This window comes from Nocardioides sp. (genome assembly GCF_964229035.1).
Lineage (GTDB): Bacteria > Actinomycetota > Actinomycetes > Propionibacteriales > Nocardioidaceae > Nocardioides.
The window spans coordinates 46,878-69,077 of record NZ_CAXRAZ010000018.1 but is presented as its reverse complement, the minus strand read 5'-3'; the positions used below and the strand labels follow the sequence as shown (position 1 = coordinate 69,077).

Annotated in this window: 21 protein-coding genes and 1 tRNA gene; 3 read left to right on the top strand and 19 right to left on the bottom strand. The window is 73.3% G+C overall.

Going from position 1 to position 22,200, the window contains the following annotated elements:
• Positions 1-3 precede the first annotated feature (3 nt).
• The 12 genes from ACERUN_RS06655 to ACERUN_RS06600 all read right to left on the bottom strand — a co-directional run bounded on the left by ACERUN_RS06655 (position 4) and on the right by ACERUN_RS06600 (position 13,371).
• On the bottom strand, positions 4-1,194 hold the full coding sequence (locus ACERUN_RS06655; protein WP_370289055.1) for a tyrosine-type recombinase/integrase: 1,191 nt from the start codon (positions 1,192-1,194) through the stop codon (positions 4-6).
• A complete protein-coding gene (locus ACERUN_RS06650; RefSeq protein ID WP_370289054.1) occupies positions 1,191-1,433 on the bottom strand; it encodes a helix-turn-helix domain-containing protein in 243 nt (80 codons plus the stop codon). Before ACERUN_RS06650 ends, ACERUN_RS06655 begins: the two co-directional genes overlap by 4 nt.
• A 314-nt stretch (positions 1,434-1,747) precedes the next feature.
• Positions 1,748-1,823: transfer RNA gene (locus ACERUN_RS06645), tRNA-Thr, on the bottom strand.
• A gap of 87 nt (positions 1,824-1,910) precedes the next feature.
• On the bottom strand, positions 1,911-2,417 hold the full coding sequence (locus ACERUN_RS06640; protein WP_370289053.1) for a hypothetical protein: 507 nt from the start codon (positions 2,415-2,417) through the stop codon (positions 1,911-1,913).
• A 25-nt stretch (positions 2,418-2,442) separates the two neighbouring features.
• The gene (locus ACERUN_RS06635) at positions 2,443-3,990 is read right to left on the bottom strand and encodes an alpha/beta hydrolase (protein WP_370289052.1); all 1,548 of its coding nucleotides are present in this window, start codon (positions 3,988-3,990) and stop codon (positions 2,443-2,445) included.
• Between the two features lie 82 nt (positions 3,991-4,072).
• Complete coding sequence (locus ACERUN_RS06630; RefSeq protein WP_370289051.1) at positions 4,073-5,224, bottom strand: DNA polymerase III subunit delta'; 1,152 nt, start codon at positions 5,222-5,224, stop codon at positions 4,073-4,075.
• On the bottom strand, positions 5,221-5,895 hold the full coding sequence (gene tmk, locus ACERUN_RS06625) for a dTMP kinase (protein WP_370289050.1): 675 nt from the start codon (positions 5,893-5,895) through the stop codon (positions 5,221-5,223). Before tmk ends, ACERUN_RS06630 begins: the two co-directional genes overlap by 4 nt.
• A 63-nt stretch (positions 5,896-5,958) precedes the next feature.
• A complete protein-coding gene (locus ACERUN_RS06620; RefSeq protein ID WP_370289049.1) occupies positions 5,959-7,041 on the bottom strand; it encodes a Fic family protein in 1,083 nt (360 codons plus the stop codon).
• A 98-nt stretch (positions 7,042-7,139) separates the two neighbouring features.
• Complete coding sequence (gene topA, locus ACERUN_RS06615) at positions 7,140-9,869, bottom strand: type I DNA topoisomerase (protein WP_370289048.1); 2,730 nt, start codon at positions 9,867-9,869, stop codon at positions 7,140-7,142.
• 183 nt (positions 9,870-10,052) lie between these two features.
• On the bottom strand, positions 10,053-11,402 hold the full coding sequence (locus tag ACERUN_RS06610) for a DUF2510 domain-containing protein (RefSeq protein WP_370289047.1): 1,350 nt from the start codon (positions 11,400-11,402) through the stop codon (positions 10,053-10,055).
• A 63-nt stretch (positions 11,403-11,465) separates the two neighbouring features.
• Entirely contained in the window at positions 11,466-12,989 is a 1,524-nt protein-coding gene (locus tag ACERUN_RS06605; RefSeq protein ID WP_370289046.1) for a methyltransferase, read from the bottom strand.
• 49 nt (positions 12,990-13,038) lie between these two features.
• Positions 13,039-13,371 carry an STAS domain-containing protein gene (locus tag ACERUN_RS06600; protein ID WP_370289045.1) on the bottom strand — a complete coding sequence of 111 codons (333 nt, stop codon included), beginning with the start codon at positions 13,369-13,371 and terminating at the stop codon, positions 13,039-13,041.
• Between the two features lie 142 nt (positions 13,372-13,513).
• Between ACERUN_RS06600 and ACERUN_RS06595 the strand changes: the two genes are divergently transcribed.
• A complete protein-coding gene (locus ACERUN_RS06595; protein WP_370289044.1) occupies positions 13,514-15,907 on the top strand; it encodes a DEAD/DEAH box helicase in 2,394 nt (797 codons plus the stop codon).
• Between the two features lie 63 nt (positions 15,908-15,970).
• Positions 15,971-16,306, top strand: coding sequence for a hypothetical protein (locus ACERUN_RS06590; RefSeq protein WP_370289043.1), 336 nt, complete (start codon positions 15,971-15,973; stop codon positions 16,304-16,306).
• 31 nt (positions 16,307-16,337) lie between these two features.
• On the opposite strand, the gene ACERUN_RS06585 is transcribed toward ACERUN_RS06590, so the two are convergent.
• From ACERUN_RS06585 to ACERUN_RS06575, 3 genes are read right to left on the bottom strand one after another with little or no spacing between them, the layout of a single operon-like run.
• Positions 16,338-16,721, bottom strand: coding sequence for an Rv3654c family TadE-like protein (locus ACERUN_RS06585; protein ID WP_370289042.1), 384 nt, complete (start codon positions 16,719-16,721; stop codon positions 16,338-16,340).
• Complete coding sequence (locus ACERUN_RS06580; protein WP_370289041.1) at positions 16,718-17,134, bottom strand: TadE family type IV pilus minor pilin; 417 nt, start codon at positions 17,132-17,134, stop codon at positions 16,718-16,720. The genes ACERUN_RS06585 and ACERUN_RS06580 overlap by 4 nt, the downstream gene beginning before the upstream one ends.
• Positions 17,131-17,382, bottom strand: coding sequence for a DUF4244 domain-containing protein (locus ACERUN_RS06575; protein WP_370289040.1), 252 nt, complete (start codon positions 17,380-17,382; stop codon positions 17,131-17,133). Before ACERUN_RS06575 ends, ACERUN_RS06580 begins: the two co-directional genes overlap by 4 nt.
• Before the next feature lie 215 nt (positions 17,383-17,597).
• Between ACERUN_RS06575 and ACERUN_RS06570 the strand changes: the two genes are divergently transcribed.
• Positions 17,598-18,272 (top strand): hypothetical protein, encoded by a 675-nt coding sequence (locus tag ACERUN_RS06570; protein ID WP_370289039.1) that lies wholly within the window; start codon positions 17,598-17,600, stop codon positions 18,270-18,272.
• An 11-nt stretch (positions 18,273-18,283) separates the two neighbouring features.
• Here the strand turns inward: ACERUN_RS06570 and ACERUN_RS06565 are convergent, their stop codons facing one another.
• From ACERUN_RS06565 to ssd, 4 genes are read right to left on the bottom strand one after another with little or no spacing between them, the layout of a single operon-like run.
• Entirely contained in the window at positions 18,284-19,009 is a 726-nt protein-coding gene (locus tag ACERUN_RS06565; RefSeq protein ID WP_370289038.1) for a type II secretion system F family protein, read from the bottom strand.
• Complete coding sequence (locus ACERUN_RS06560; RefSeq protein WP_370289036.1) at positions 19,006-19,815, bottom strand: type II secretion system F family protein; 810 nt, start codon at positions 19,813-19,815, stop codon at positions 19,006-19,008. The genes ACERUN_RS06565 and ACERUN_RS06560 overlap by 4 nt, the downstream gene beginning before the upstream one ends.
• Positions 19,816-20,997: a TadA family conjugal transfer-associated ATPase gene (locus ACERUN_RS06555; protein WP_370289035.1), complete on the bottom strand. Its 1,182-nt coding sequence runs from the start codon at positions 20,995-20,997 to the stop codon at positions 19,816-19,818. It lies immediately after the preceding gene.
• Complete coding sequence (gene ssd, locus ACERUN_RS06550; RefSeq protein ID WP_370289033.1) at positions 20,994-22,118, bottom strand: septum site-determining protein Ssd; 1,125 nt, start codon at positions 22,116-22,118, stop codon at positions 20,994-20,996. The genes ACERUN_RS06555 and ssd overlap by 4 nt, the downstream gene beginning before the upstream one ends.
• Positions 22,119-22,200: the final 82 nt, after the last annotated feature.

Sequence of the window (22,200 nt, the reverse complement as noted above, 5' to 3'; positions counted from 1 at the left end):
GGGCTAGTTGGTGACGAAGAATTTCGACAGAGTCTTGCGGACGTCGGGTGCGACCACGCGTGGAGCGACGTAATAGCGGGCGGTTGTACCGGTCGCCGCATGCCCGAGCTGCTCGCGCGCCGCTTCGAACCCGTCGGTGTGCGCGATCAGGGTCGCCACTGATCGCCGCAGCGTGTGCGGTGTGGTACCGACGAGGCTGTCGCACGGCTCCAGGGCAGCGCGCAGCCGGGTTCTGATGTTGTTGGGCCAGAGGTAGGTGCCCTTGCTAGAGGCGAAGACGGGGTCGTTTGCACGGTCGTAACGCGAGGTGTCGCGCCTCCGGTTCAGGACGTCTACCAGCTCATCGGGGAGGATGAGCGTGCGCTGCCCCCTGCTCTTTGTCGACTCCTGGCGAGTGAGCTGCCCACCAAACTCCTTGCGCGGCTCGACCAGGGTCGCAGCGATGTGGGCGGTCGGCGTGGCGCTCTCCAGGTCGATGTCGTCCCAGTGCAGCGACAACAACTCACCTATCCGGCATCCAGTGCCGAGTAGACCGTCGACGACATCACGGAGATCGCCGTTCGGCTTCTTCGAATTCCCCTTGCGGGTCACGTCCGGGCGAACGACGTGGCGCAGCACGTGCACCTGCTCAATGGTGAGGATCTCGATCTCCCCGTTCTCGCGCGCCGGCTTCTCGATCATCGACATCGGGTTCACGCTCATCACCCCGTGTCGCACAGCCAAACCGAAGATCTGGTTGAGGATCGACCGAGCCTGCATCGTCGACGTGCCCGCCGCCTCGAGGTCGCGCAGAACCTCGTCGAGAAGAGGCACGCTAACTTCGTCCAAGCGCAGACCGCCGAGTGCGGGGAGGACGGCCAGCCGCATGGCGTTCTTGTATGTCGCCAGCGTCTGGGGCTTGATCGGGGTGCGCTGGCCCGCCCGGCCGGTGCTGGCACGGTAGTCGAACCAGTAATCGGCTGCGGCCGTCATCGTCATGCTGCCCTGGAGTCCGGCCGGCGTCGACGGTCGGCGAACCTCCAGCTTGGCCTTTAGCGCGCGTTCCGCTGAGCCCTTCGTCTTGCCGGTTGCGGTGACCTCGCGAGTTCGTCCGTCACGGTCCCGAACGCGGGTGCGCGCCATGTAGCCGTCAGCCTTCGGGCGGAAGGAGATCGAGCCATGGGTGCCGACGCTTTGCCGGGGGCGCCCCGTCACGAGGCCATCCACTCATCGGCCTTGTCGTCCAAGGTCATCAGCCACTCAGCCACGAAGTGGCGCGGGTATCGGACGTGGGCTCCGACGGTGTGGAACTTCGGACCCTTCCTGTCGCTGCGCCAGTTCGCGAGGGTCTTTTTTGGTATCCGAAGCAAGTCGGCTAGCTCTCCTGGTTCGAAGTAGGGCTGGTCGAGAGACTCGAGCAGCGGATGGTCGGGGACAGTTGGTTCCGGGCTCACGAACGCGCTATCGGCAGATTCAGAGCCGCACCGGCTGTCACTTAAAGGTGACAGGCTGACTTTTTTTGTGCGTTACGCGAGCAGGGCAACTGGAGCCACGCGGGAATGTCGACCAGGCGACTAGACGACGAGACAAACCGGGCGAGCTGCAGACAGCAGCGCATGACCCAGGTCGAGGGAGTCGCGACCCATCGTGACCCACCACGTCCCAACGTTTCTGGGGACTTTGTGGGGACTTGGCCTCGTTTCGGGCCCGTGATCGCCACTGTGGACGGCGATGGATTCGGCGTTTCTGCAGGTCAGACGACCTTGAGTGGAGCCGCCTGTCGGAATCGAACCGACGACCTAATCATTACGAGTGATTCGCTCTACCGACTGAGCTAAGGCGGCGCACCGACGCGAGCGTCGACCGCGGAAGCATAGCGAGCCCCGGCCCGGAGGTCAGAATCGGCCCGCAGGTCGGCTGCCCCGAGCAGGTCAGCGGCGTCGTCCCTCGGCCAACGCCTTGAGGTTGAGCAGTTGCTTGCGGGCCATCACGAGGTCGCCGAGGCACACGGGTACGGCGGTCGAGCGGGGCACGGTGGCGACGACCTTGAGCACGAGGCGGGAGCGGGCTGGGCCGTCGTCCGCGGGGCTGAGGTGGTAGGTCATGGTGGCGCCGAGCACCTGGGCGGTCAGGTGCACGCCGTGCTCGACGGTGAGCACCTGGCCGATGGGGTGGCCGGCGGTGGCGGTGAAGGGGTCGCCGGGCACGGGGTCGGGGAGGTGGCGCAGGTCGCGGGGCGAGCGGCGTCCGAAGTTGTCGATCCAGTCGTAGGAGTAGGGCGCCAGGCGCATCTGCACCACCCACGGCCACACGCGCTCGGGCGCCACGGCCACGCTGACGCCGCGCCAGGCCGCCATCGTCGGCTCGGGGACGACGTCGTCGCACGCGTAGTGCCGCGCGACCTCGGCCGGGCTCACTCCCCAGCGGTCGCCGATCACAGCGCGCCCCCGCGCAGGCCGGAGGTCAGCACCGCAACCCCGCTGTCGGCTGCTGGTCGTCGATGAGGAACTCGTGCACGGCCTTGTCGATGCAGTCGTTGCCCGTGTTGTAGGCGGGGTGGCCGTCGCCGTCGCGGGTGACCAGGAAGCCGGACTTCAGCTGCTTCGACAGCGCCACCGCCTCCTCGTAGGGCGTGGCCGGGTCGCGGGTGGTGCCGAGCACCATGATCGGCGCGGCGCCGGCGCCGTCGATGACGAGGTTCGGCTGGTCGGTGGAGGCGAAGGGGATGCCGCGGCAGCCGATGAGCCCCCAGGCGAAGACGCGGCCGAAGGTGGGCGAGGCGCGGTCGAAGTCGGGGTACTGCGCGGCCACCTGCGACGGCTCGATCGAGGTCGGGTCGTCGAGGCAGTTGATCACCGCGATCGCCTCGAGGCTGTTGTCGGTGTAGCGGCCGTTCTCACGCGAGCCGTAGTAGTCCGAGAGCTGCAGCAGCGTGGAGCCGTCGCCGTCCAGCGCCTGCTGCAGGCCCTGGTCGAGGAAGCTCCAGCTGTCCTCGCTGTAGAGCGGCAGCACCAGGCCGTAGAACGCGCGACCCACGGTGAGCTCGCGGTCGCCGGGATCGTTGGTGGGCAGCGGCTTGGCGTCGATGCTGTCGATGAGCTTCTTGATCGTGGCCACTCCGGCGTCCACGGTGGAGCCGAGGAAGCACGAGCCGGTGCCCACGCAGTTCTGCACGTAGGAGCGCAGCGCCACCTCGAAGCCCCGCGCCTGGCTCAAGGACGACGCCCGGCTGCTCAACGTCGGGTCGACCGCGCCGTCGAGCACGAGCCGCCCGGTGTTGGCGGGGTAGAGCTCGGCGTAGGTGGCGCCGAGCTTGGTGCCGTAGGAGAAGCCCAGGTAGTTGAGCTGCTGCTCGCCCAGCGCCGAGCGCAGCACGTCCATGTCGCGCGCGGCCTCGACCGTGCTGACGTGGCTGGCGATGCGACCCGAGCGGGCCCGGCAGCCGGCCCAGAAGTCCTCACCGAGCGTCACCGTGGCCGCGACCTCGGCGGGGGTGTCGGGGTCGGGATCGGCGGCGGTCTGGTCGTCGAGCTCGGTGTCGGTGATGCAGTCGACCGGGTCGGACTTGCCGGTGCCACGCGGGTCGAAGCCCACGATGTCGAACGCCTTGCGCAGCGGCGCGGCGAAGTAGAGGTCGGCCTGCTCGATCATGTCGGTGCCGGGCGCGCCGGGGCCGCCGGGGTTGACCACGAGCGAGCCCACCCGCTCGCCGGTGGCGCGGGTGCGCTGCAGGTTGAGGAAGAGCGTGCCCTCGGCCGGCTTCTGGTAGTCGATCGGCACCTCGATCGTGCCGCACTCGTTGCCGCCGCACGGCGCCCACTGGATCTTCTGCCCGTAGAACCGGTCGAGCGAGGTGGGGTCGCCGGTCAGCGTGCTGCTCGGGCGCGCGGTGGGGCCGTCGGCGGGCGCGGCCCCGTCGTCCTCCATCACGAGGACGACGCCCAGCGCCGCCCCGCCCAGCAGCGCGATCGCCAGCACGGCCACGATCGCTGTGACGACCCTCTTGTTCATCCCTCGCCCTCCCGCGCTGCCTGATCCGGCTCCGTCGCCCAGCACCGCCGGGCCGCCCTGCCTCGGGCGAATCTCGTGCTGCTCAACGACCCTGCGGCACCTTGAGTGCCACCATCATCGACTCCAGTGCCAAGGCCACCGGGACGTTGAACTCCAGCATCTGCTCGCGCGCGGCGAAGATCCACCCGATGCGGCGCAGGTTGAGCTCGGGGCTGGAGGTCGCGACGAGGTGCTCAACGTCGGCGCGGATCTCCTCGTTGACCAGCGCCCCCTGCGCGCCCGTGGCCAGCGCGATCGCGTCGCGGTAGACCGACATCAGGTCGGTGAGCCCGCGGTCGACGACGTCGAGGTGGCGCCGCTTGGCCCGCGTGCGCTGCGCCTTCTCAAGCGCCGCCAGCGCCGGGCCGTACTCGCGTGGACGACGCCCGCGCTCCACGACGCCGTAGGAGGCGTCGAGGTCGACCTTCTCGCGCGCGTCGAGCTCGGCGGTGATGGCGTCGGCCTCCTCCTTGGCGGTGGTGGCCAGCCGGGTGGCGGCGTCCATGCAGCGCCCCAGGGAGGTGAGCCGGGCGGGGATCGACACGACGTCCTGACGACGGGTGCGCACCGCCTCGTCGAAGGCCAGGGCCCGCGCCCGGCCGATGTGGCCCTGGCTGGCGCGTGCGGCGTAGCCGGCCAGCTGCGGCTCGGCGCCCTTGCCCACGAGGAATTCGGCGACCTCGTCGGCGGTGGGCGTGGAGAGGGTGACCAGGCGGCAGCGCGAGCGGATGGTGGGCAGGACGTCCTCGACGGTGGGCGCGCAGAGCATCCAGACCGTGCGGCCGTTGGGCTCCTCGATGGCCTTGAGCAGCGCGTTGCAGGCCTGCTCGGTGAGGCGGTCGGCGTCCTCGACGATGAGGATCTGGTAGCGATCGCCCATCGGGCTCAGCGACGCGCGGCGCACCAGCTCGCGCACCTCGTCGACGCCGATGGAGAGCTTCTGCGTGCGGATCACCGCGACGTCGGCGTGCGAGCCGGCGAGCACGGTGTGGCACGCGTGGTCGTCGGGGCAGCCCGCACCCACGCCGCCGTCGGGGCACTGCAGCGCGGCGGCGAAGGCGATCGCGGCGTTGGAGCGGCCCGAGCCCGGCGGACCGGTGAACAGCCACGCGTGGGTCATGCCGCGGCCCGCCACGGCCGTGCTCAGCGCCTCGATCACCGGGCGCTGGCCGACCAGGGTGGACCACACGCTCACGCGGGCTCCTCCGGGCGGGTCTGCCGGCGGGCGCTCGCGAGCAGCGGCTCCACGCGGGCCGCCACCTGCGCGGCGATGTCGTCGATGCTCCCGCGGGCGTCGAGCACCAGGTAGTGCTCGGGGTCGCGGGCGGCCAGCTCGAGGAAGGCCGCGCGCACCCGCTGGTGGAACTCCAGCGACTCGCCCTCGATGCGGTCGCGCTCCTCGAAGCGCCCCAGCCCCTCCTGCGGCTCCAGGTCGAGGACGACGGTGAGGTGCGGCCGCAGGTCGTCGGTGGCCCAGCGCGCCACCTCCTCGACCTCCTCGGCCGCCAGCGCCCGGCCCGCGCCCTGGTAGGCCAGCGTGGAGTCGACGTAGCGGTCGGTGACGACCACCTCGCCGCGCGCCAGCGCCGGCTCGACGACCGTGGCCACGTGCTCGGCCTTGTCGGCGGCGTAGAGCAGCACCTCGGTCTTGTGCGCCAGCTCGCCCGTCTCGGGGCTCAGCACGATCCGCCGCAGCTCGGCGCCCACGGGGGTGTCGCCCGGCTCGCGGGTGAGCCGCACCGTGTAGCCGGCGGCCTCCAGCCGCTCGCGCAGCAGGCGCGACTGCGTGGACTTGCCGCCGCCCTCACCGCCCTCGAAGCAGACGAAGACGCCGGTGGCTGCGTAGCGGCCGGGGTAGGGGGTCACGGGGGCAACCTACGAGACGCCTCCGACGGTTGTCGCGGGTGGGTGGGTGGTCGTGGACGACGCCTACTCCGGGCGGGTGAGCACGTCCAGGAACTCGTGGTTGACGAAGAGGACCTCGCGCCCCGCCCTGATGTCACTCAGCACGCCTGCCGCCACCAGCGCTCTCAGCCAGGTCGACGCCGTCTGACGGGAGACGCCGCATCGGTCGACCACTGTGCCGATGCGGCAGTAGGGCTGCTCGAACAGCACATCGATGAACTGCGCGTCGCGCCCTCCCGCCGTCGCCTCGCGGGCCCGCGACGCGAGATCGTCGTGGCAGGCCCGGATGGAGGCGATCTTGCGAAGGGTCGACTCCGCGGACTCGTGGACCACCTCGAGCATGTAGAGGATCCACTCGATCCACGAGCCCTCGGCGGTGACTGCACGGAGGAGCCGGTAGTAGTCGTTCTTCCGCGCGATGATGGATCGCGACAGGTACAGGATCGGCTCATCGAGCAGCCCGGCCTCGATTAGCATCAGGATGTTGATGACTCTCCCGGTGCGCCCGTTACCGTCGTGGAAAGGGTGGATCGCCTCGAACTGATAGTGAGCGACTGCCATCCGCACCAGCGGGTCGACGTCGTCCTCGGCGTGGACGAACCGCTCCCACGCCGTCAGCTTCTCGCGAATGACGTCCGCGCCCTCGGGAGGCGCATAGATGACCTCCCGTGTCGTGGGATTGGCGATCCGGGTTCCCGGCACCGCTCGCACCTCGACATCTCGACCCTGGAGTTCCGAACACACCCGCACCGCAGTCAGCGCCGACAGCGGCCGTTGGCGGATCGAGTCGGCACCGGCGTACAAGGCTCTCCGGTAGCGGAGCGCCTCCTTGGTCGCATGGTCGCCACCATCCGTCCCGGCATGTCGGAAGAGCTCGTCGGCCGTCGTCACGATGTTCTCGATCTCAGAACTCGCCTGGGCCTCGAGCAGCGTGACCGCATGGATGAGAACGTGAGGATTCGGCAGGAGGCGTGCTGCCTGGGCGAGCGTCGCCAACGCCGCCCGTGCCTCGACGGTCGCCTTCAGCACCGCCCTGGGCTCAAGGTCGACACCCGCAGGCGGCAGGGTTGGCAGTTCGTTGAAGGGGACGTCGGGACGCCAGACCACGTGTCAGCTCCTTCAACACATCCTGCCAACGTGTTAATTTTCAATGGAAAACTTAACACGTTTCACGGACGTGTCGATTCTTCTGACACGACGGCGCCTCAGGCCTTCTTCGCCGCCGCCTTCTTCGTGGTCTTCTTGGCGGTCGTCTTCTTCGCAGCCGTCTTCTTGGCTGCGGTCTTCTTGGCCGTCGTCTTCTTGGCGGCGGTCTTCTTCGCCGCACCCTTCTTGGCGGCCTTCTTCGCCGGGCCGCGGGCGCGACGCTCCTCGAGCAGCTCGGCGGCGCGCTCGAGGGTGATCGACTCGACCGAGTCGTCCTTGCGCAGGGTGGCGTTGTACTCGCCGTCGGTGACGTACTCGCCGAACCGGCCGGCCTTGACCACCACGGGCTGGCCCGACACGGGGTCGTTGCCGAGCTCCTTGAGCGGCGGGGCGGCAGCCGCGCGACCGCGCTGCTTGGGCTGGGCGTAGATCTTCAGCGCCTCGTCGAGACCGATCGTGAAGATCTGGTCCTCGCTGGTGAGCGAGCGCGAGTCGGTGCCCTTCTTCAGGTACGGGCCGTAGCGGCCGTTCTGCGCGGTGATCTCCTCGCCGGCCTCGTCGGTGCCCACGAGGCGGGGCAGCGAGAGCAGCTTGATGGCGTCGTCCAGGGTGATGGAGTCGAGCGACATCGACTTGAACAGCGAGCCCGTGCGCGGCTTGGCCGACTTGGGCGCGTCCTCGGGCAGCAGCTCGGTGACGTAGGGACCGAAGCGGCCGTTCTTGCCCACCACCTGCAGGCCGGTGTCGGGGTGCACGCCGAGCACGACCTCCTCGCCGGCGGGATTGGCGAGCAGCTCCTTGGCCTTGTCGAGGGTGAGCTCGTCGGGCGGCAGGTCGTCGGGCACGTTCGCGCGGACGGCGAGCGGCGTGCCGTCGTCCCCGGGGCCTTCGAGGTAGGGGCCGTACTTGCCCACGCGAAGGTGGATGCCGGCGTCCTCGGGCCCGATCGGGAAGGTGGCGAGCTCGCGGGCGTCGATGTCGCCGAGGCCGGTGACGAGCGGCTGCAGGCCGGCGCGGTCGTCGGTGCCGAAGTAGAACTCACTGAGCTCGGTGACGCGGCTCTTCTCACCGCGGGCGATGTCGTCGAGCACCTCCTCCATGGAGGCGGTGAACTCGTAGTCGATGAGGCGCTCGAAGTGCTCCTCGAGCAGGCGCACCACCGAGAAGGCGATCCACGCCGGCACCAGGGCGGTGCCCTTCTTGTAGACGTAGCCGCGGTTGAGGATCGTGCCGATGATCGAGGCGTAGGTCGACGGGCGGCCGATCTGGCGCTCCTCGAGCTCCTTGATCAGCGTGGCCTCGGTGTAGCGCGCCGGCGGCTTGGTCTCGTGGCCGTTGGCGTTGATCGAGGCGGCCGTCACGGCGTCGCCCTCGACCAGGTTCGGCAGGCGCGTCTCCTGGTCGTCCTTGGCGGCGGCGGTGTCGTCGGTGCCCTCGACGTAGGCCTTGAGGAACCCGTGGAAGGTGATGACGCGACCGGAGGCGGAGAACACGACGTCCTCGCCGGTGCCGGCCTCGCCGCCGAGGCGGATCGTGACCGAGTTGCCCACGGCGTCCTTCATCTGCGAGGCGACCGTGCGCATCCAGATGAGCTCGTAGAGGCGGAACTGGTCGCCGGTCAGACCGGTCTGCGCGGGGGTGCGGAAGGAGTCGCCGGCGGGGCGGATCGCCTCGTGCGCCTCCTGCGCGTTCTTCACCTTGCTGGCGTAGGTGCGCGGGCTGTCGGGCAGGTACTCGGCGCCGTAGAGCTCGCGCACCTGGGCCCGGGCCGCACCGATCGCGTTGCTCGACAGCGTGGTCGAGTCGGTACGCATGTAGGTGATGTAGCCGTTCTCGTAGAGCCGCTGCGCCACCGACATGGTGACGCTCGAGCTCATGCCGAGCTTGCGGCTCGCCTCCTGCTGCAGCGTGGTCGTGCGGAAGGGCGCGTACGGCGAGCGGCGGTAGGGCTTGGACTCGACCGAGCGGACCTCGAAGCGGGTGTCGCCCAGCGCCGCGGCGAGCGCCTCGGCCCGCGTGCGGTCGAGGTGGACGACGTCCGCCTTGCCCTTGATGAGTCCGTCGGGGCCGAAGCTGGCGCCGGTGGCCACCCGCGTGCCGTCGACGGAGTGCAGCTTGGCGGGGAACATGCGCTGCTCGGACTTCGCGCCGGCGTCGAAGGTGCCCTCGAGGTCCCAGTAGGAGGCCACGCGGAACGCCATGCGCTCCTTCTCGCGGTCGACCACCAGGCGGGTGGCCACCGACTGCACGCGACCGGCCGAGAGGCCCGACATCACCTTGCGCCACAGCACCGGCGAGACCTCGTAGCCGTAGAGGCGGTCGAGCAGGCGGCGGGTCTCCTGGGCCTCGACGAGGTCCATGTCGAGCTCGCGCGGGTGGGCGGCGGCGTCCTGGATGGCTGCCTTGGTGATCTCCTTGAACACCATGCGGCGCACCGGGATGCCCTTGGGCTTCAGCTCGTCGAGCAGGTGCCACGCGATGGCCTCGCCCTCGCGGTCCTCATCGGTGGCGAGGAAGAGCTCGTCGGCGTCCTTCAGCAGCTGCTTGAGCTTGGAGATGTGCGACTTCTTGTCGCGCGGCACCACGTAGTAGGGCTGGAAGCCGTTGTCGACGTCGATCGCCAGCCGCCCCCACGGCTTGTCCTTGATCTTCGCCGGGGTGTCGGCCGCGTTGTTCGGGAGGTCGCGGATGTGACCGATCGACGACTCGACGACATACCCGGCGCCCAGGTACCCGCCGATGGTGCGGGCCTTCGCCGGTGACTCGACGATCACCAACTTGTGTGCCACTTCGGACCTTCTCCGCTACTCGTTCGAGATACGTGGGGGCCGCCGGACGACGGCTCTCGTGCGCCGCAGCGGCCGGGGGGTCGGCGTCGAGCTGTCGGGCGCGCTCGGCGCTCACGGTAGCGCGTGCTGTCCAGCGCACCGCGCCGCGGCGTCCACGGTGGGCCCGCCGGGGCCGCCCCGGCGTCAGGGCGCCGGGTCGGCGGTGAGGGCCTGGACGGTGGGGTCGACGCGCGCGGCGAGCTCGTCGTCCCCGATGGGCACGGTGGCGAGGAAGAGGCCGAGGTTCTCGTCGTCCTCGCCGTCGATGACGACCACGGTGACCACGTCGCCGTCCACGCCGACGTCGTCGGAGGTGGTGATCTCGGACGTCAGGCGCCAGCCGTCGGCGCCGTCGACGGTGATCGGCTCGGTGCCGAGGTCGGAGCGGTCCTCCACCGTGCCGAACGACCCGAGGTCGATCAGGCACTGGAGCACGGTCTCGGTGGCCTCCTGGGGGTCGTCGAAGGCGTCGCGGGAGAGCGCGCCCACGGAGTACTGCGAGACCCACTTGTCGGGCACGACCTCGCGCGACTGCACCTTCGCGTCCGTGGCGAACGGCAGGCCCTGCGCGAACTGGGGCGCATCGGCGTAGCCCGGCACGGCCGGCATGGTGATGCCGCCGGCGCTGTAGCTCGTCGGTGCGCGGCGGGCCGAGGCGCCGAGGCCGGATCCGCCTCCGCCGCCGGGGAGGATCCCCGCCACGCATGCGGGGTCGTCGGGGAGGCCGGGGATCGCGGGACCGCTGCCGCTCTCGCCGTCGTCGGGGGCGCTGCCGTCGGGCAGCGTGCCCTCGGCAGGGGCCGAGCTGGCCGTGGCGCCCTGCACCTCGGCGTCGTCGGCCACCAGGGCGCCCAGACCGACCAGGCCCGCGCCGACGAGCGCGACCAGCCCGACCACGGCCCCAGCGATGACGAGTGCGCTGGTGCGACGGCGGCCCTTGCCGGGGCCGGTGCCCTGGGCGGGGTCGCCGAACGGGCTAGGGCCGAAGGGGCTCGGGCCGAAGGGGCCGGGAGCGCTCGGGGTTGATCCGAGGGCACCGTACGGCGGCGGCGGGGTGCCGTAGGGCTGGTACGGCGGCGGGGGCGTGGACGACGCTGCCCCCGGCGCCCAGGGCGACGGCTGGCCGACCGCGCCGCCCGGCGGCGTGAGCGGCGGGAGCGGGGCGGTGGGCGTCGGCGCGGTGGGGGCCTCGGCCTCGGCCTCGGCCTCGTCCTCGGCCCCGTCCTCGTCCTCGTCCTCCAGCGAGCGCTCGCGGTCGGCGTCGGGCTTGGCGAAGGCGTCGCGGACCGCACCGATCGGCTGGGTGAGGTCGGGGTCGAGGGCGTCGTCCTGCTCGTCGCTGCCCTGGGCGGACGCGTCCGTGCCCGGTGCGGGCGGGGCGAAGGGCGAGCGCGGCGGCGCCGGCATCGTCGTCTCGGCCCAGGACGAACCGTCCCAGTAGCGCAGGGTGTCGGGGGCTCCTGCGGGGTCGGGGTACCAGCCGGGTGCGCTCACGCGCCCAGTGTGCCGGTTGCGCCGACACCGGTCACGGCCCGGGGCGCAACCCTCAGGAGGTGCTCAGGGAGCGGGGTGCAGGAAGCCCTCGGCGACGAGATCGGCGACCTCGGGCAGGTACACCTCGCGCAGGCTGGCGGGGTCGCGCTCGAGCAGCTGGCCCACGGCGTCCAGGAGGGGGCCGACGGGCAGCTCGCCGTCGCAGGCGCCAGCGACGGCCGCCACCACCGTGTCGACCTGGCGGGCCCGGCGGAACCCGCGCTGCTGGCGCAGCACGATCGCGGCCGGATCCTCGGCCCCCACGGCGCCGCTGGTCTCCTGCAGCACGTCCTCGCGCAGCACCAGGCGGGTGTCGGGGGTGAGCGCGGCGGAGGCCGCGACATCGGTGGCCCAGGCGCCGATGGCGGGCGCGATCGGCTGCTCCACGTCGTAGGGCCACTCCACGAGGTCGCGCCGCAGCGTGGACGACGCCGCCCCCGCGCGCCGGCGCAGGTTGATCCAGCCGAACCCGATGCCGCCCACGCCCTGCTCCTCCAGCCACGACAGCCAGGTGTCGTAGCGGCCGGCGTAGGCGCGCGGGTCGCCGCCGGTGGCGGGGTGGTGGCCGGAGTCCTTCAGCCACAGCTCCACGTAGGAAGCGGGGTCGAGCACCTCACGCTGGACCACGAACGCGTCGCACTCGTCGGGAAGCCAGCTCGCGATCCGGTCGTCCCACGGGCGGTCGGCCTCGATCACCCAGTTGGCCAGCACCTGGCACCAGCCGCCGTCGGTGAGGTGGTCGGGGGCCGTGCGCACGATGTGCTCCACGACCTGGTCGCCCGGCAGCCCGGAGTCGCGGTAGACCAGCCGCTCACCGGTGGCGGGGCTGATCACGAACGGCGGGTTGGTGGCGATGAGGTCGAAGCGCTCACCCGCCACGGCCGCGAAGAACGAGCCGTCGCGCACCTCCACGAGGTCGTCGACGTCGTTGAGCGCGGCGTTGAAGCGGGCGATCGACAGCGCGCGGGCGTTGACGTCGGTGGCCACCACGCGGTCGCTGTGCCCGGCCAGGTGCAGGGCCTGCACGCCGCAGCCCGTGCCGAGGTCGAGGGAGCTCTCGACGTCGTGGCGCAGCGTCAGCTGCGCCAGGCTCGAGGACGCCGGGCTGATCCCCAGCACGTAGTCGCCGGTCACCCGGGTGGCGGCGCCGTCGAGGCCGGGCGTCAGGTCGCTGACCACCCACAGGTCGCCCTCGGCGTCACCGGCGGTCGCGTCGGTGCCGTAGGGGCGCACGTCGAGACGGGCGGCGACCTCACCGACGCCCTGGCTGAGCACACCGGCCACCGCGAGGCGGTCGACGAGGCCGGGCAGCGCGCGTTCGGCGTCCTCGAGGGAGGTGGGGGCCTGCAGCAGAAAGAGGCGGGTGAGGGTGGCCAGCGGCGTGCCGGCGACGTCGCGCTGGGCGGTGCGCCGCAGGCCCGGCGTGGTCTCGTTGCGGGCCAGGGCCGCGAGCGCTTGCGGGCCGAGCAGGTCGCTGACGGCGTCGAAGGTGAAGTCGGCGGCGATCAGGGCGTCGCGCAGGGGCGCGGCGAGGGCGATGGGCAGCACGGGTCCAACCTAGGGCCGGGGTGAGCGCGCGCCACCGCGGAGGTGCTGCTCAGGCGAGCGCGGCCTCGGGGGTGTCGTGGATGACGAAGACCTTGGCGAGGCCGGTGATCTTGAAGATCTTGAGCAGACGGTCGGCGTTGCACACCAGCTCGAGCGAGCCGTCGTGGGCGCGGACCTTCTTCAGGCCGCCGACGAGGACGCCGAGGCCGGTGGAGTCGAGGAACTCGACGTCCTGCATGTCGATGATCAGCTGGTAGGTGCCGGCGGCGACCAGCTCGGTGATGGTGTCGCGGAGCTTGGGCGCGGTGTAGACGTCGATCTCGCCACCCACGGCAACGACGGTGCGCCCACCGACCTCGCGCGTCGACAGTGTCAGATTCACGACCATCCCCCGGACATTCTTCACCTAGCAGAAGTACGACCATCAAACCACGCGCGCCGAGCGGCCGCACAGCGAGCACCCGTCGGTGGGCGCCCCGGTGCGGCGCGCGCACGTGTCGGACCCTCTTGCGATGATCGGACGCGTGAGCGCCGTGCCCGAAGAGCCTACGCGCGGCCCCGTGACCGCGGGGCCGGTTCGCGCGGACTCGGGACGGGGTCGCGACCCGGCGGCCGCGCTCGCCCGGCTCGTCGCCGCCCCCGGCCGCGACGACAGGCTCACCCACCGCGCCGTCGTCCCCGCGCGGGCGGCCGAGGAGGCGCCCTGGCCCGGCTGGGTGGACGACGCCGTGGTCACCGCCTACGCCGCGCGCGGCGTGCAGCGGCCGTGGTCGCACCAGGTGGCGGCCGCCGAGGCGGCGCGGGCGGGCGAGCACGTGGTGCTGGCCACCGGCACGGCGTCCGGCAAGTCGCTGGCCTACCTGATGCCCGCGCTCACCGCGATCCGCGAGGGCCGCGGCCCGCGGGGCCAGCGGGGGGCGAGCGTGCTGTACATCGCCCCCACCAAGGCGCTGGCCCACGACCAGTGGGCCTCGATCCGCGAGCTCGGGGTCGACGTCCGTGTGGCCACCCACGACGGCGACTCCTCGCCCGAGGAGCGCGAGTGGACGCGCGACCACGCCGAGTACGTGCTCACCAACCCCGACATGCTGCACCGCTCGCTGCTGCCCGGCCACGAGCGGTGGACGCCGTTCTGGCGCACCCTCCGCTACGTCGTGGTCGACGAGTGCCACCACTACCGCGGCGTCTTCGGCGCGCACGTCGCCCAGATCCTGCGCCGGCTGCGACGCGTGTGCGCGGCGGCCGGCTCCGAGCCCGTCGTGATCCTGGCGTCGGCCACCGTGGCCGAGCCGGAGGTCACCGCCCGGCGGCTCGTGGGCGCCGAGGTCACCGCGGTGACCCACGACGGCTCCCCGCGCGGCGAGGTCGTGCTCGGACTGTGGGAGCCGCCGCTCACCACCGGCACCGGCGAGAACGGCGCGCCGGTGCGTCGTCCGGCCACGGCTGAGACGGCCGACCTGCTCACCGATCTCGTGCTCAGCGACGTGCGCACGCTGGCGTTCGTGCGCTCGCGACGCGGGGTCGAGACGGTCGCTCGCCGCGCCGACGAGCTGCTCGCCGAGGTCGACCCCTCCCTCGTGGGGCGCGTCGACTCCTACCGCGGCGGCTACCTGCCCGAGGAGCGACGCGAGCTCGAGCGCTCGCTGCGCAGCGGAGGCCTGCTCGGCATGGCCGCCACCAACGCCCTCGAGCTCGGCATCGACGTCAGCGGTCTCGACGCCGTGATCGTGACCGGCTATCCGGGCACCCGCGCGGCCTTCTGGCAGCAGGTGGGCCGGGCGGGGCGCGACGGCGGTGGGGCGCTGGGCCTGCTCGTGGCGCGCGACGACCCGCTCGACACCTACCTCGTGCACCACCCCGAGGCGCTGCTCGGCCGGCCGGTCGAGGGCACGGTGTTCGACACCGACAACCCCTACGTGCTGGGCCCGCACCTGTGCGCGGCAGCGCAGGAGCGTCCGCTCACCACGGCCGACCTGCCCCTCTTCGGGCCGCGCACCCGCGAGGTGCTCGCCGACCTCGTGGCGCAGGGGCTGCTGCGCCGTCGTCCCGCCGGGTGGTTCTGGACCGATCGCGCCCGCGCCGCCGACCTCGCCGACATCCGCTCCAGCGGCGGCCGCACCGTGCAGCTGGTCGAGGAGGCCACCGGCCGGGTCGTCGGCACCGTCGACGGCGCCCGCGCCCACGGCACCGCCCACACGGGGGCCGTCTACCTGCACCGCGGCGAGACGTTCGTGGTCACCGACCTCGACCTCGACCAGCACGTCGCCACCCTGCGCCGCGACGAGGTCGAGTGGACGACGTCGGCCCGCGAGACCACCGACATCACCATCACCGCCGAGCGCGAGCACACGATGTGGGGCCCGTGCCGGGTATCGGTGGGCGAGGTGGAGGTCACCAGCCAGGTCGTGTCGTACCTGCGCCGGCGCACCCGCACGGGCGAGGTCATCGACGAGACCCCGCTCGACCTGCCGCCCCGCACCCTGGCCACCACCGCCGTGTGGTGGCAGGTGCCCGACGCCACGCTGCTCGAGGCCGCCGACGTGCTCGGTGTGGCCGACCTGCCCGGCGCCGCCCATGCGGCCGAGCACTGCTCGATCGGCCTGCTCCCCCTCTTCGCCACCTGCGACCGCTGGGACATCGGCGGCGTGTCCACCGCCCGCCACCCCGACACGGGCGTGCTCACGGTCTTCGTGCACGACGGCCACCCCGGCGGGGCCGGCTTCGCCGAGCGCGGCTACCGCACCGCCGCCACCTGGCTGCGCGCCACCCGCGACGCGATCGCGGCCTGCGAGTGCGCCACCGGGTGCCCCTCGTGCGTGCAGTCGCCCAAGTGCGGCAACGGCAACGACCCGCTCGACAAGCCTGGCGCCCTCGTGCTGCTCGACCTCCTGCTGGCCGAGGCTCCCCGGGGCGACTGAGCCGTCTCGCGAGCCGGTGCGATCCGCCCCTCGGTCCGGGTGGCACCCAGTAGCGTTCGCTCCATGGTGATCCTCGGCCTCGTGCTCCTCGTCGTCGGTGCCCTCGGCATCGTGTCCGGCATCTTCGGCTCCGACGCGGTCAGCGCGAAGAACAACAATCCCGAGCACGTGACCTACCTCGGCATCGACATGAATGCCTCGACGCTCTTCGTCATCGCCGTGATCTCGACCCTCCTCGTGGTGCTCGGCCTGTGGCTGATGAAGTCCGGTGCCAAGCGCGGATGGAAGCGCCGCAAGGAGCAGAAGCGCCTCTCCGAGCTCAGCGAGAAGCTCGACCGCGCGGAGGCCGAGCGCCGCGGCGATGACTACTCCGGCCGCGAGCAGCTCGACGACCGCTGAGACGGACACCCCTCCGCCCACCGGCTGCACCTCAGACCCCCGGAGCCGGACCAGCGCGCGCCGTGGCGCGCAGGCGAGGCGCCTGACCGAGCCACCTCGGGCCGTCGCGCGCGACTGTGATCGTGGCGGTGTCTCCCTGCAGGTCGCAGGCGATCACCTCCGCGCCGTTGGCGGTGGCGATCCTGCCTGCCACGGCGCACGGCTCCCCGGTGGCCCCCACTGCTGATACCCCGGTCAGCGCACCCGCTGCGGCGAGCGCTGCGAGGTCGGCGGCCGCCTGCGTGCGGCGGTGGTCGACGACCAGCGCCCCCACCGCGGCCGTGGCGGCGCCCACCGCCATCAGCACGCCGCAGAGCGCGACGACGAGCAGGGTCGCCGCCCCGCGCTGCCCTGCGGGCCGAGCACTCGTCGTCACGGCGCAACCCTCGCCCCGGGGCCTGCCCCCGGCCCGGCGGTCTGCCCGGTCTCCTCGAGGACGGCGACCGCCTCCGCCTGCAGGGTGACTCCGGCGAACGACAGCAGCCCGCCCGGGCCTTCCATGCGACCGCGGGCGGTGACGCTGACGCGACCGTCGGCACGGTTCACGGTGAGGACGACGCCGGCCGGGGCCACCCGTCGTCCGGCGCTCAGGGCGGTGGACTCGGCGTCGCCCCGGGCGACCGCCCGAGCCACCTCGCGGGCGGCGTCGACCGTGCGCACCTGGGCGACGCCGACGGCCAGCAGCCACACCAGGGCCGCGGTGACCGCGAGCAGCAGCGGGAGCCCCAGCGCCAGCTCGGCCGTGACGGCGCCGCGCGGGGCGGGGCGCCGTCGCGACCGGGCGGTCATCGCAGGCCCAGCAGGCCGAGCACGTGGTCGAACAGCGTCTTGATCAGCTTGTCGCCGAAGCCACCGCTCAGCAGCTTGTAGAGCAGGCCGGCGAAGCCCGCACCGGCCGCGGTGGCCACCGCGTACTCGGCCGTGGTGACCCCGCGCTCGTCGACGGCCAGCCGGCGGCTCGAGGGACGGAGCGCGAGGTCGGTCGAGAGGCGGGCGCGAAGGCGGGCGAGGCGTCGGGCAGGGCTGGCGTGGGTCACGGGATCCTCCTGGCTGGTTCGACCACCCGATGCGGTCGAGGTGGGGAGGATTCAACGCCGAACGGACGTCGGAGCCGGTCGACGATCGGGCTGGCTGTGGACGGCGCTCGGCGGTCCACAGGGCCCCGAGCCACCACAGCGCCCGGCCGTGGCGCAGGCTCAGCGACGCGACCTGTGGGAGCCTCACCTCGGCAGACTCGTCGGGAAGGACACTCGTGATCACATCGACGCGATCGACGCTCGCAGTGCTCGGCCTGCTGATGCTGGCCGCGGCGGGCTGCTCGACGTCCTCGGAGGAGCCGAGAAGCGACTCCACGGCAGCCGCGACTCCCACGTCCTCGCCGTCCGTCGCCGCCGACCCGAGCGATGTCCGGTGCGCGAACGGGTCGGCGCGCTATCGCCTGGCGCAGGTGGACGCCCGTGGCGCCGTGGCCCAGATCGCCACCCGCACAGTGACCGGTGGCGGCGGTGCCGACGGTCAGGTGCTGCTCGGCGGGGGCACCGACGCCGACGTCACCACCGTGGGCGCCACCATCGAGGGGACCTCATCCCCGCGCGTGGCGGCCGCACTGCAGGCTCAGGCCGAGCGGGCGGCGAAGGTGTCCATCGCACCGGTCGGCTCGACGCTGGCCGACGAGCCGAAGCAGCGCACGGTGACGATCACCAACCCCGACGACGCGGGCCGCACCTACGTCCCGTACCGCTGGACGACGCTGGTGACCGCCACGGTGGAGGAGTCGTCGTGCGCCGCGACGCCGAGCTGGTCGCAGGTCGGCGACTACACGGCGTACTCGCCCCTGGTGGACGGCCTGACCGCGTGCGGAGGCATCGACGCCGGTGATCCGGCCGACGACCTGGCGCAGGCCGCCCGACAGCAGGCCGGCTGCTGATCGCGGACGCCCTAGAGGGCGAGCCCGGCGGCGAGCGACACCGCGAGCGGCACGATGCCGAGCAGGACGAACGCGGGGAGCAGGCAGACGCCCAGCGGCACGGCCGCGCGCACCCCGACGGTGCGGGCGCGATCCTCGACCTCCGCCCGGGCGCGGCGGGCGAGGTCGATCCCCAGTCGTTCGATGGCGGTGACCACGGGCGCGCCGCTGCGGTGCGCGCGAGCGAGGGTGCGCCCCAGGGGGGCCAGGGCGTCGTCCTGGGCGAGCTCGGCCCACACCACGGCAGGGTCGGCGCCCAGGCGCAGGCGCAGGGCGAGCGAGTCGAGGCGTCGGGTGGCGGGGCCGGGGAGCGCCCGGCACACCAGCTCCACGGCCTCCAGTGGGGAGGCGCCCGCGCGCAGCGCGGCGGCGAGCAGCGTGACCAGCGACGGCAGGTCGCGCCGCGCGGCCTCGCGCTGCGCTCGCACGCCGGCGGGCTCCAGACGACCGGCGGCCCGCGCCACGAGGGCGGCCACCGCCACTCCGACCGGGAGGGCCAGCGCGCCGCCGAGGACGAGGCCCGCGCCCACCCCCGCCAGCACCGCCCACGCCCACCGCCATCGCCGCAGCAGTCCGGCCTCGATCTCCTCCGCCGAGCCGTGATCCGGAGCGCCGCGCCCGGCACTGCCGAGTGGGCGCGGGGCGGGACCGGAGAGCAGCATCGCGGCCCCCAGAAGGAGCGCGGCGAGCAGGCTCACGCGCCGGCCTCGATGCCCCGAGCGAGCGCGTCGATCCACGCCAGACCCGCCGCTGTGAGCGCACCGCCCCCGGCGAGGCACGCCAGCCCGATCGGCTGACCGAGCAGGAAGGCCCACGGGCTCGCGCCGGCTCCCGCACCCATCGCCATGGCCAGTAGAGGCAGCACGGCGAGCAGACGGGCGGTGGCGCGCGCGGAGGCGAGCTCGCCGCCGACGATGCGACGGGTCTGCTCGGCGGCGCGCAGGTCGTCGGCCACCCGCGCGAGGGTGTCGGCGAGGCCGTGCCCGGTGCGGGCCGAGACCTGCCAGGCGGCGGCGACCACCCGCAGCGCGCCCGCGCCCGGCTCACGGGCGAGCCGGCGCAGCTCGCCCACCGTGTCGCCGCCGGAGGCGGCGGCCCTGGCGGCCGGAGCGACGAGCGGCCAGTCGCCGGCGGCGCGCTCGAGGGCGGCGATCGCCGTCTGGCCCGCGCTCAGCTCGGCTCCTACCCCCTCACAGAGGTCGATGACCCGGCTCCCGTGCGCCTCGGCCGCGCGATCGCGCCGTCGGCGGCGAGCCTGGTCGAGGCCGACCCTCACGGCCGCGGCTGCCAGCGCCACCAGCACCGCCGCCCGGGGCCCGGCCACCACCGCGACGAGCACAGCACTACCCACCGCTCCGAGGACGAGGCGCCGACGGTCGGGCGGCGCCGACGAGCCGAAGGACGTGGACGACCTGAGCCGCGGCCGCGGAGCACCGAGCAGCACGACCGCCGCCCACGCCGCTGCGGCGATGACGGCCCACGGACCTGCCTGATCGAGGATCACTCATGCCCCCGCGACCGCGAGCGACCGCTCGAGCACCGGCCAGGCGGGCCCCTTGACCGACTCTCCCCCGGCGGTGACGTCGAGCGCGGGCACCGTGCGCACCCAGCCGTCGGCATCGCGCTGCAGCACGGCCAGGTGCGCCACTCGTCGCCGCGCGCTGCGGCGCTCGCGCACCAGGTGGACGACGACGTCGACCGCCGAGGCCAGCTGGCTGTGGGCCGCCGCGCGCCCCAGACCCGCCGCCATCGCCAGGGCCTCGATGCGGGCGGGGACGTCGGCGGCGGAGTTGGCGTGCAGCGTGCCGGCGCCACCCTCGTGACCGGTGTTCATGGCAGCGAGCAGGTCGACGACCGCCCCATCACGCACCTCGCCGACGATCACCCGGTCGGGGCGCATGCGCAGCGCCTGGCGCACGAGGTCGCGCAGCCCCACCGCGCCCGCGCCCTCCAGGTTGGCCGGCCGCGCCTCGAGGGACACCAGCTGCGGGTGGGGCGGACGCAGCTCGGCGGCGTCCTCGACGACGACGATGCGCTCCTCGGCGGGCACGCACTGCAGCAGGGCGGAGAGCAGGGTGGTCTTGCCCGTGCCGGTGCCGCCGCTGACGAGGAAGGCCAGGCGGGCGGCGACCACCGCCCGCAGCACCCGCTCCACCTCGGGGGTGAGGCCGCCGGCGGCGGACAGCTCGTCGAGGGTGAAGCCTTGGGCGCGCGGCACGCGCAGCGAGATCGCCGTGCCCGGCCGCGCCAGCGGGGCGAGGACGGCGTGACAGCGGGTGCCGTCGGGCAGGCGGACGTCGGCACAGGGGCTGGCGTCGTCCAGGCGGCGACCGCCCGCCGCGACGAGGCGCTGCGCCAGGCGGCGCACGGCGTCCTCGCTGGTGAGGACGACCTCGGTGACCTCGGGCCCGGCTCCGCGGTCGATGCGTACCGGGCCGGGGCCGTTGACGAGCACGTCGGTGACCCCCGGGGTGCGCAGGAGCGGCTCGAGCGCACCCGCACCGAGGACGTCGCGCCGCAGCGCCTCGTAGACCGCGAGCACCGTGGTGTCGCCGACCGGCCGGCCTGCCGAGCGGAGCGCCTCGGCCACGCGGTGCGGGGTGAGGTCGCCCGGGCTCGCGGTGAGTCGGGCTCGCACCTGCTCGACGAGGGGCAGGATCGCGAGGTCGGGATCGGTGCCGATCACGCCACCGCTCCGGAGGCGTGGGCGGCCGGGACCGACGCCGCGACCGAGGCGCCCGGAGCCGGTCCGAGAACCTTCGCCACCGCAGCGGCCAGCGGGCCGCGCTCGGAGCGCAGCGGGCCGAGACCCAGGTCGACCGCCTCGGCGAGCCCGCGCTGGTCGCGCATCTGCGCGAGCACCGGCAGGCCGACCGCGCGCTGCACCTCCGCGGCGGTGAGCGCCTCGCCCCGCAGGACGACGCCCGCGCCGGCGTGCTCGGCGAAGCGCGCCCGCAGCCGTGCGGCGCCGGCCACCCCGACGACGCTGGCCACCGTGGCCACCACGAGCTCGTCGCAGCGCGAGGCGATCTCGTCGACGAGCGGGTCGGGCCAGCGCGGCAGGTCGACGACGACCGTGCGGTGGCCGCGACGCGCGGCCGAGAGCACCTCGCGCACGGCGAACGCCTGCAGCGTCTGCGGGCGGCCGTCGACGTACCACGACAGCACGCCCAGGTCTCCGGCCTGCGGCAGCGCCTCGCGCAGCGCCCGCGCGGACAGGCGCCCGGTGGTCTGGCACAGGGCGTCCCACCGGAAGCCCTGACGGCGCTCGAGCCCGAGCATCCGGTCGAGCCCCGGACCCTGCGGGTCGCAGTCGATGATCGCGGCCGGCCCCGAGCGGGCCGCCCACTGGCCGAGCGCGCAGGCGAGCGTGGTGGCGCCGGCCCCGCCGCTGCCGCCGATCACCCCGATCACGCGACCGCGGCCGCTGAGGTGCTCGGTGACGTCGGCCAGCATCTCGACGAGCCACCCCGAGGCCGCCGCGAGCTCGACGACCTGCTCGGCGCCGAGCCGCAGCGCGGTGCGGAAAAGCTCGTGCGCCGCGAGACCTGGACTGACGATCACCACCCGCGAGCGCGCCTCGGGGACGACGTCGGCCAACCGTGCGGCGAGATCGGCACCCACCAGCACCACCGGGGCGCGCCCCCACGACACGAGTGCCGAGATCGGGTCGCGGGCCACGGTGGGCGTGACGTCGGCGGCTGCCGCCAGAGGCAGCAGGGCGGCGAGCAGGTCGTCGTCCGCGGTGATGACGAGGGGCGGCGCGGCCGGGGCGGACCGGGCGGCGCGAGCGGGCTGGGAGTCCATGGGTCCTTTGTGCCGCAGAGCGCCGCTGCTGCGCGTCGTCCACCCCGCCCCCTGTGGACGACGCCCGCCCACCGCCCGCCTG

What these genes read in the sequence shown, in the direction of transcription:
- ACERUN_RS06635 (WP_370289052.1), bottom strand. Translation starts at nt 3,990, where the DNA reads ATGAACAAGAGGGTCGTCACAGCGATCGTGGCCGTGCTGGCGATCGCG.
- ACERUN_RS06590 (WP_370289043.1), top strand. Translation starts at nt 15,971, where the DNA reads ATGGTGATCCTCGGCCTCGTGCTCCTCGTCGTCGGTGCCCTCGGCATC.
- ACERUN_RS06580 (WP_370289041.1), bottom strand. Translation starts at nt 17,134, where the DNA reads ATGACCGCCCGGTCGCGACGGCGCCCCGCCCCGCGCGGCGCCGTCACG.
- ssd (WP_370289033.1), bottom strand. Translation starts at nt 22,118, where the DNA reads ATGGACTCCCAGCCCGCTCGCGCCGCCCGGTCCGCCCCGGCCGCGCCG.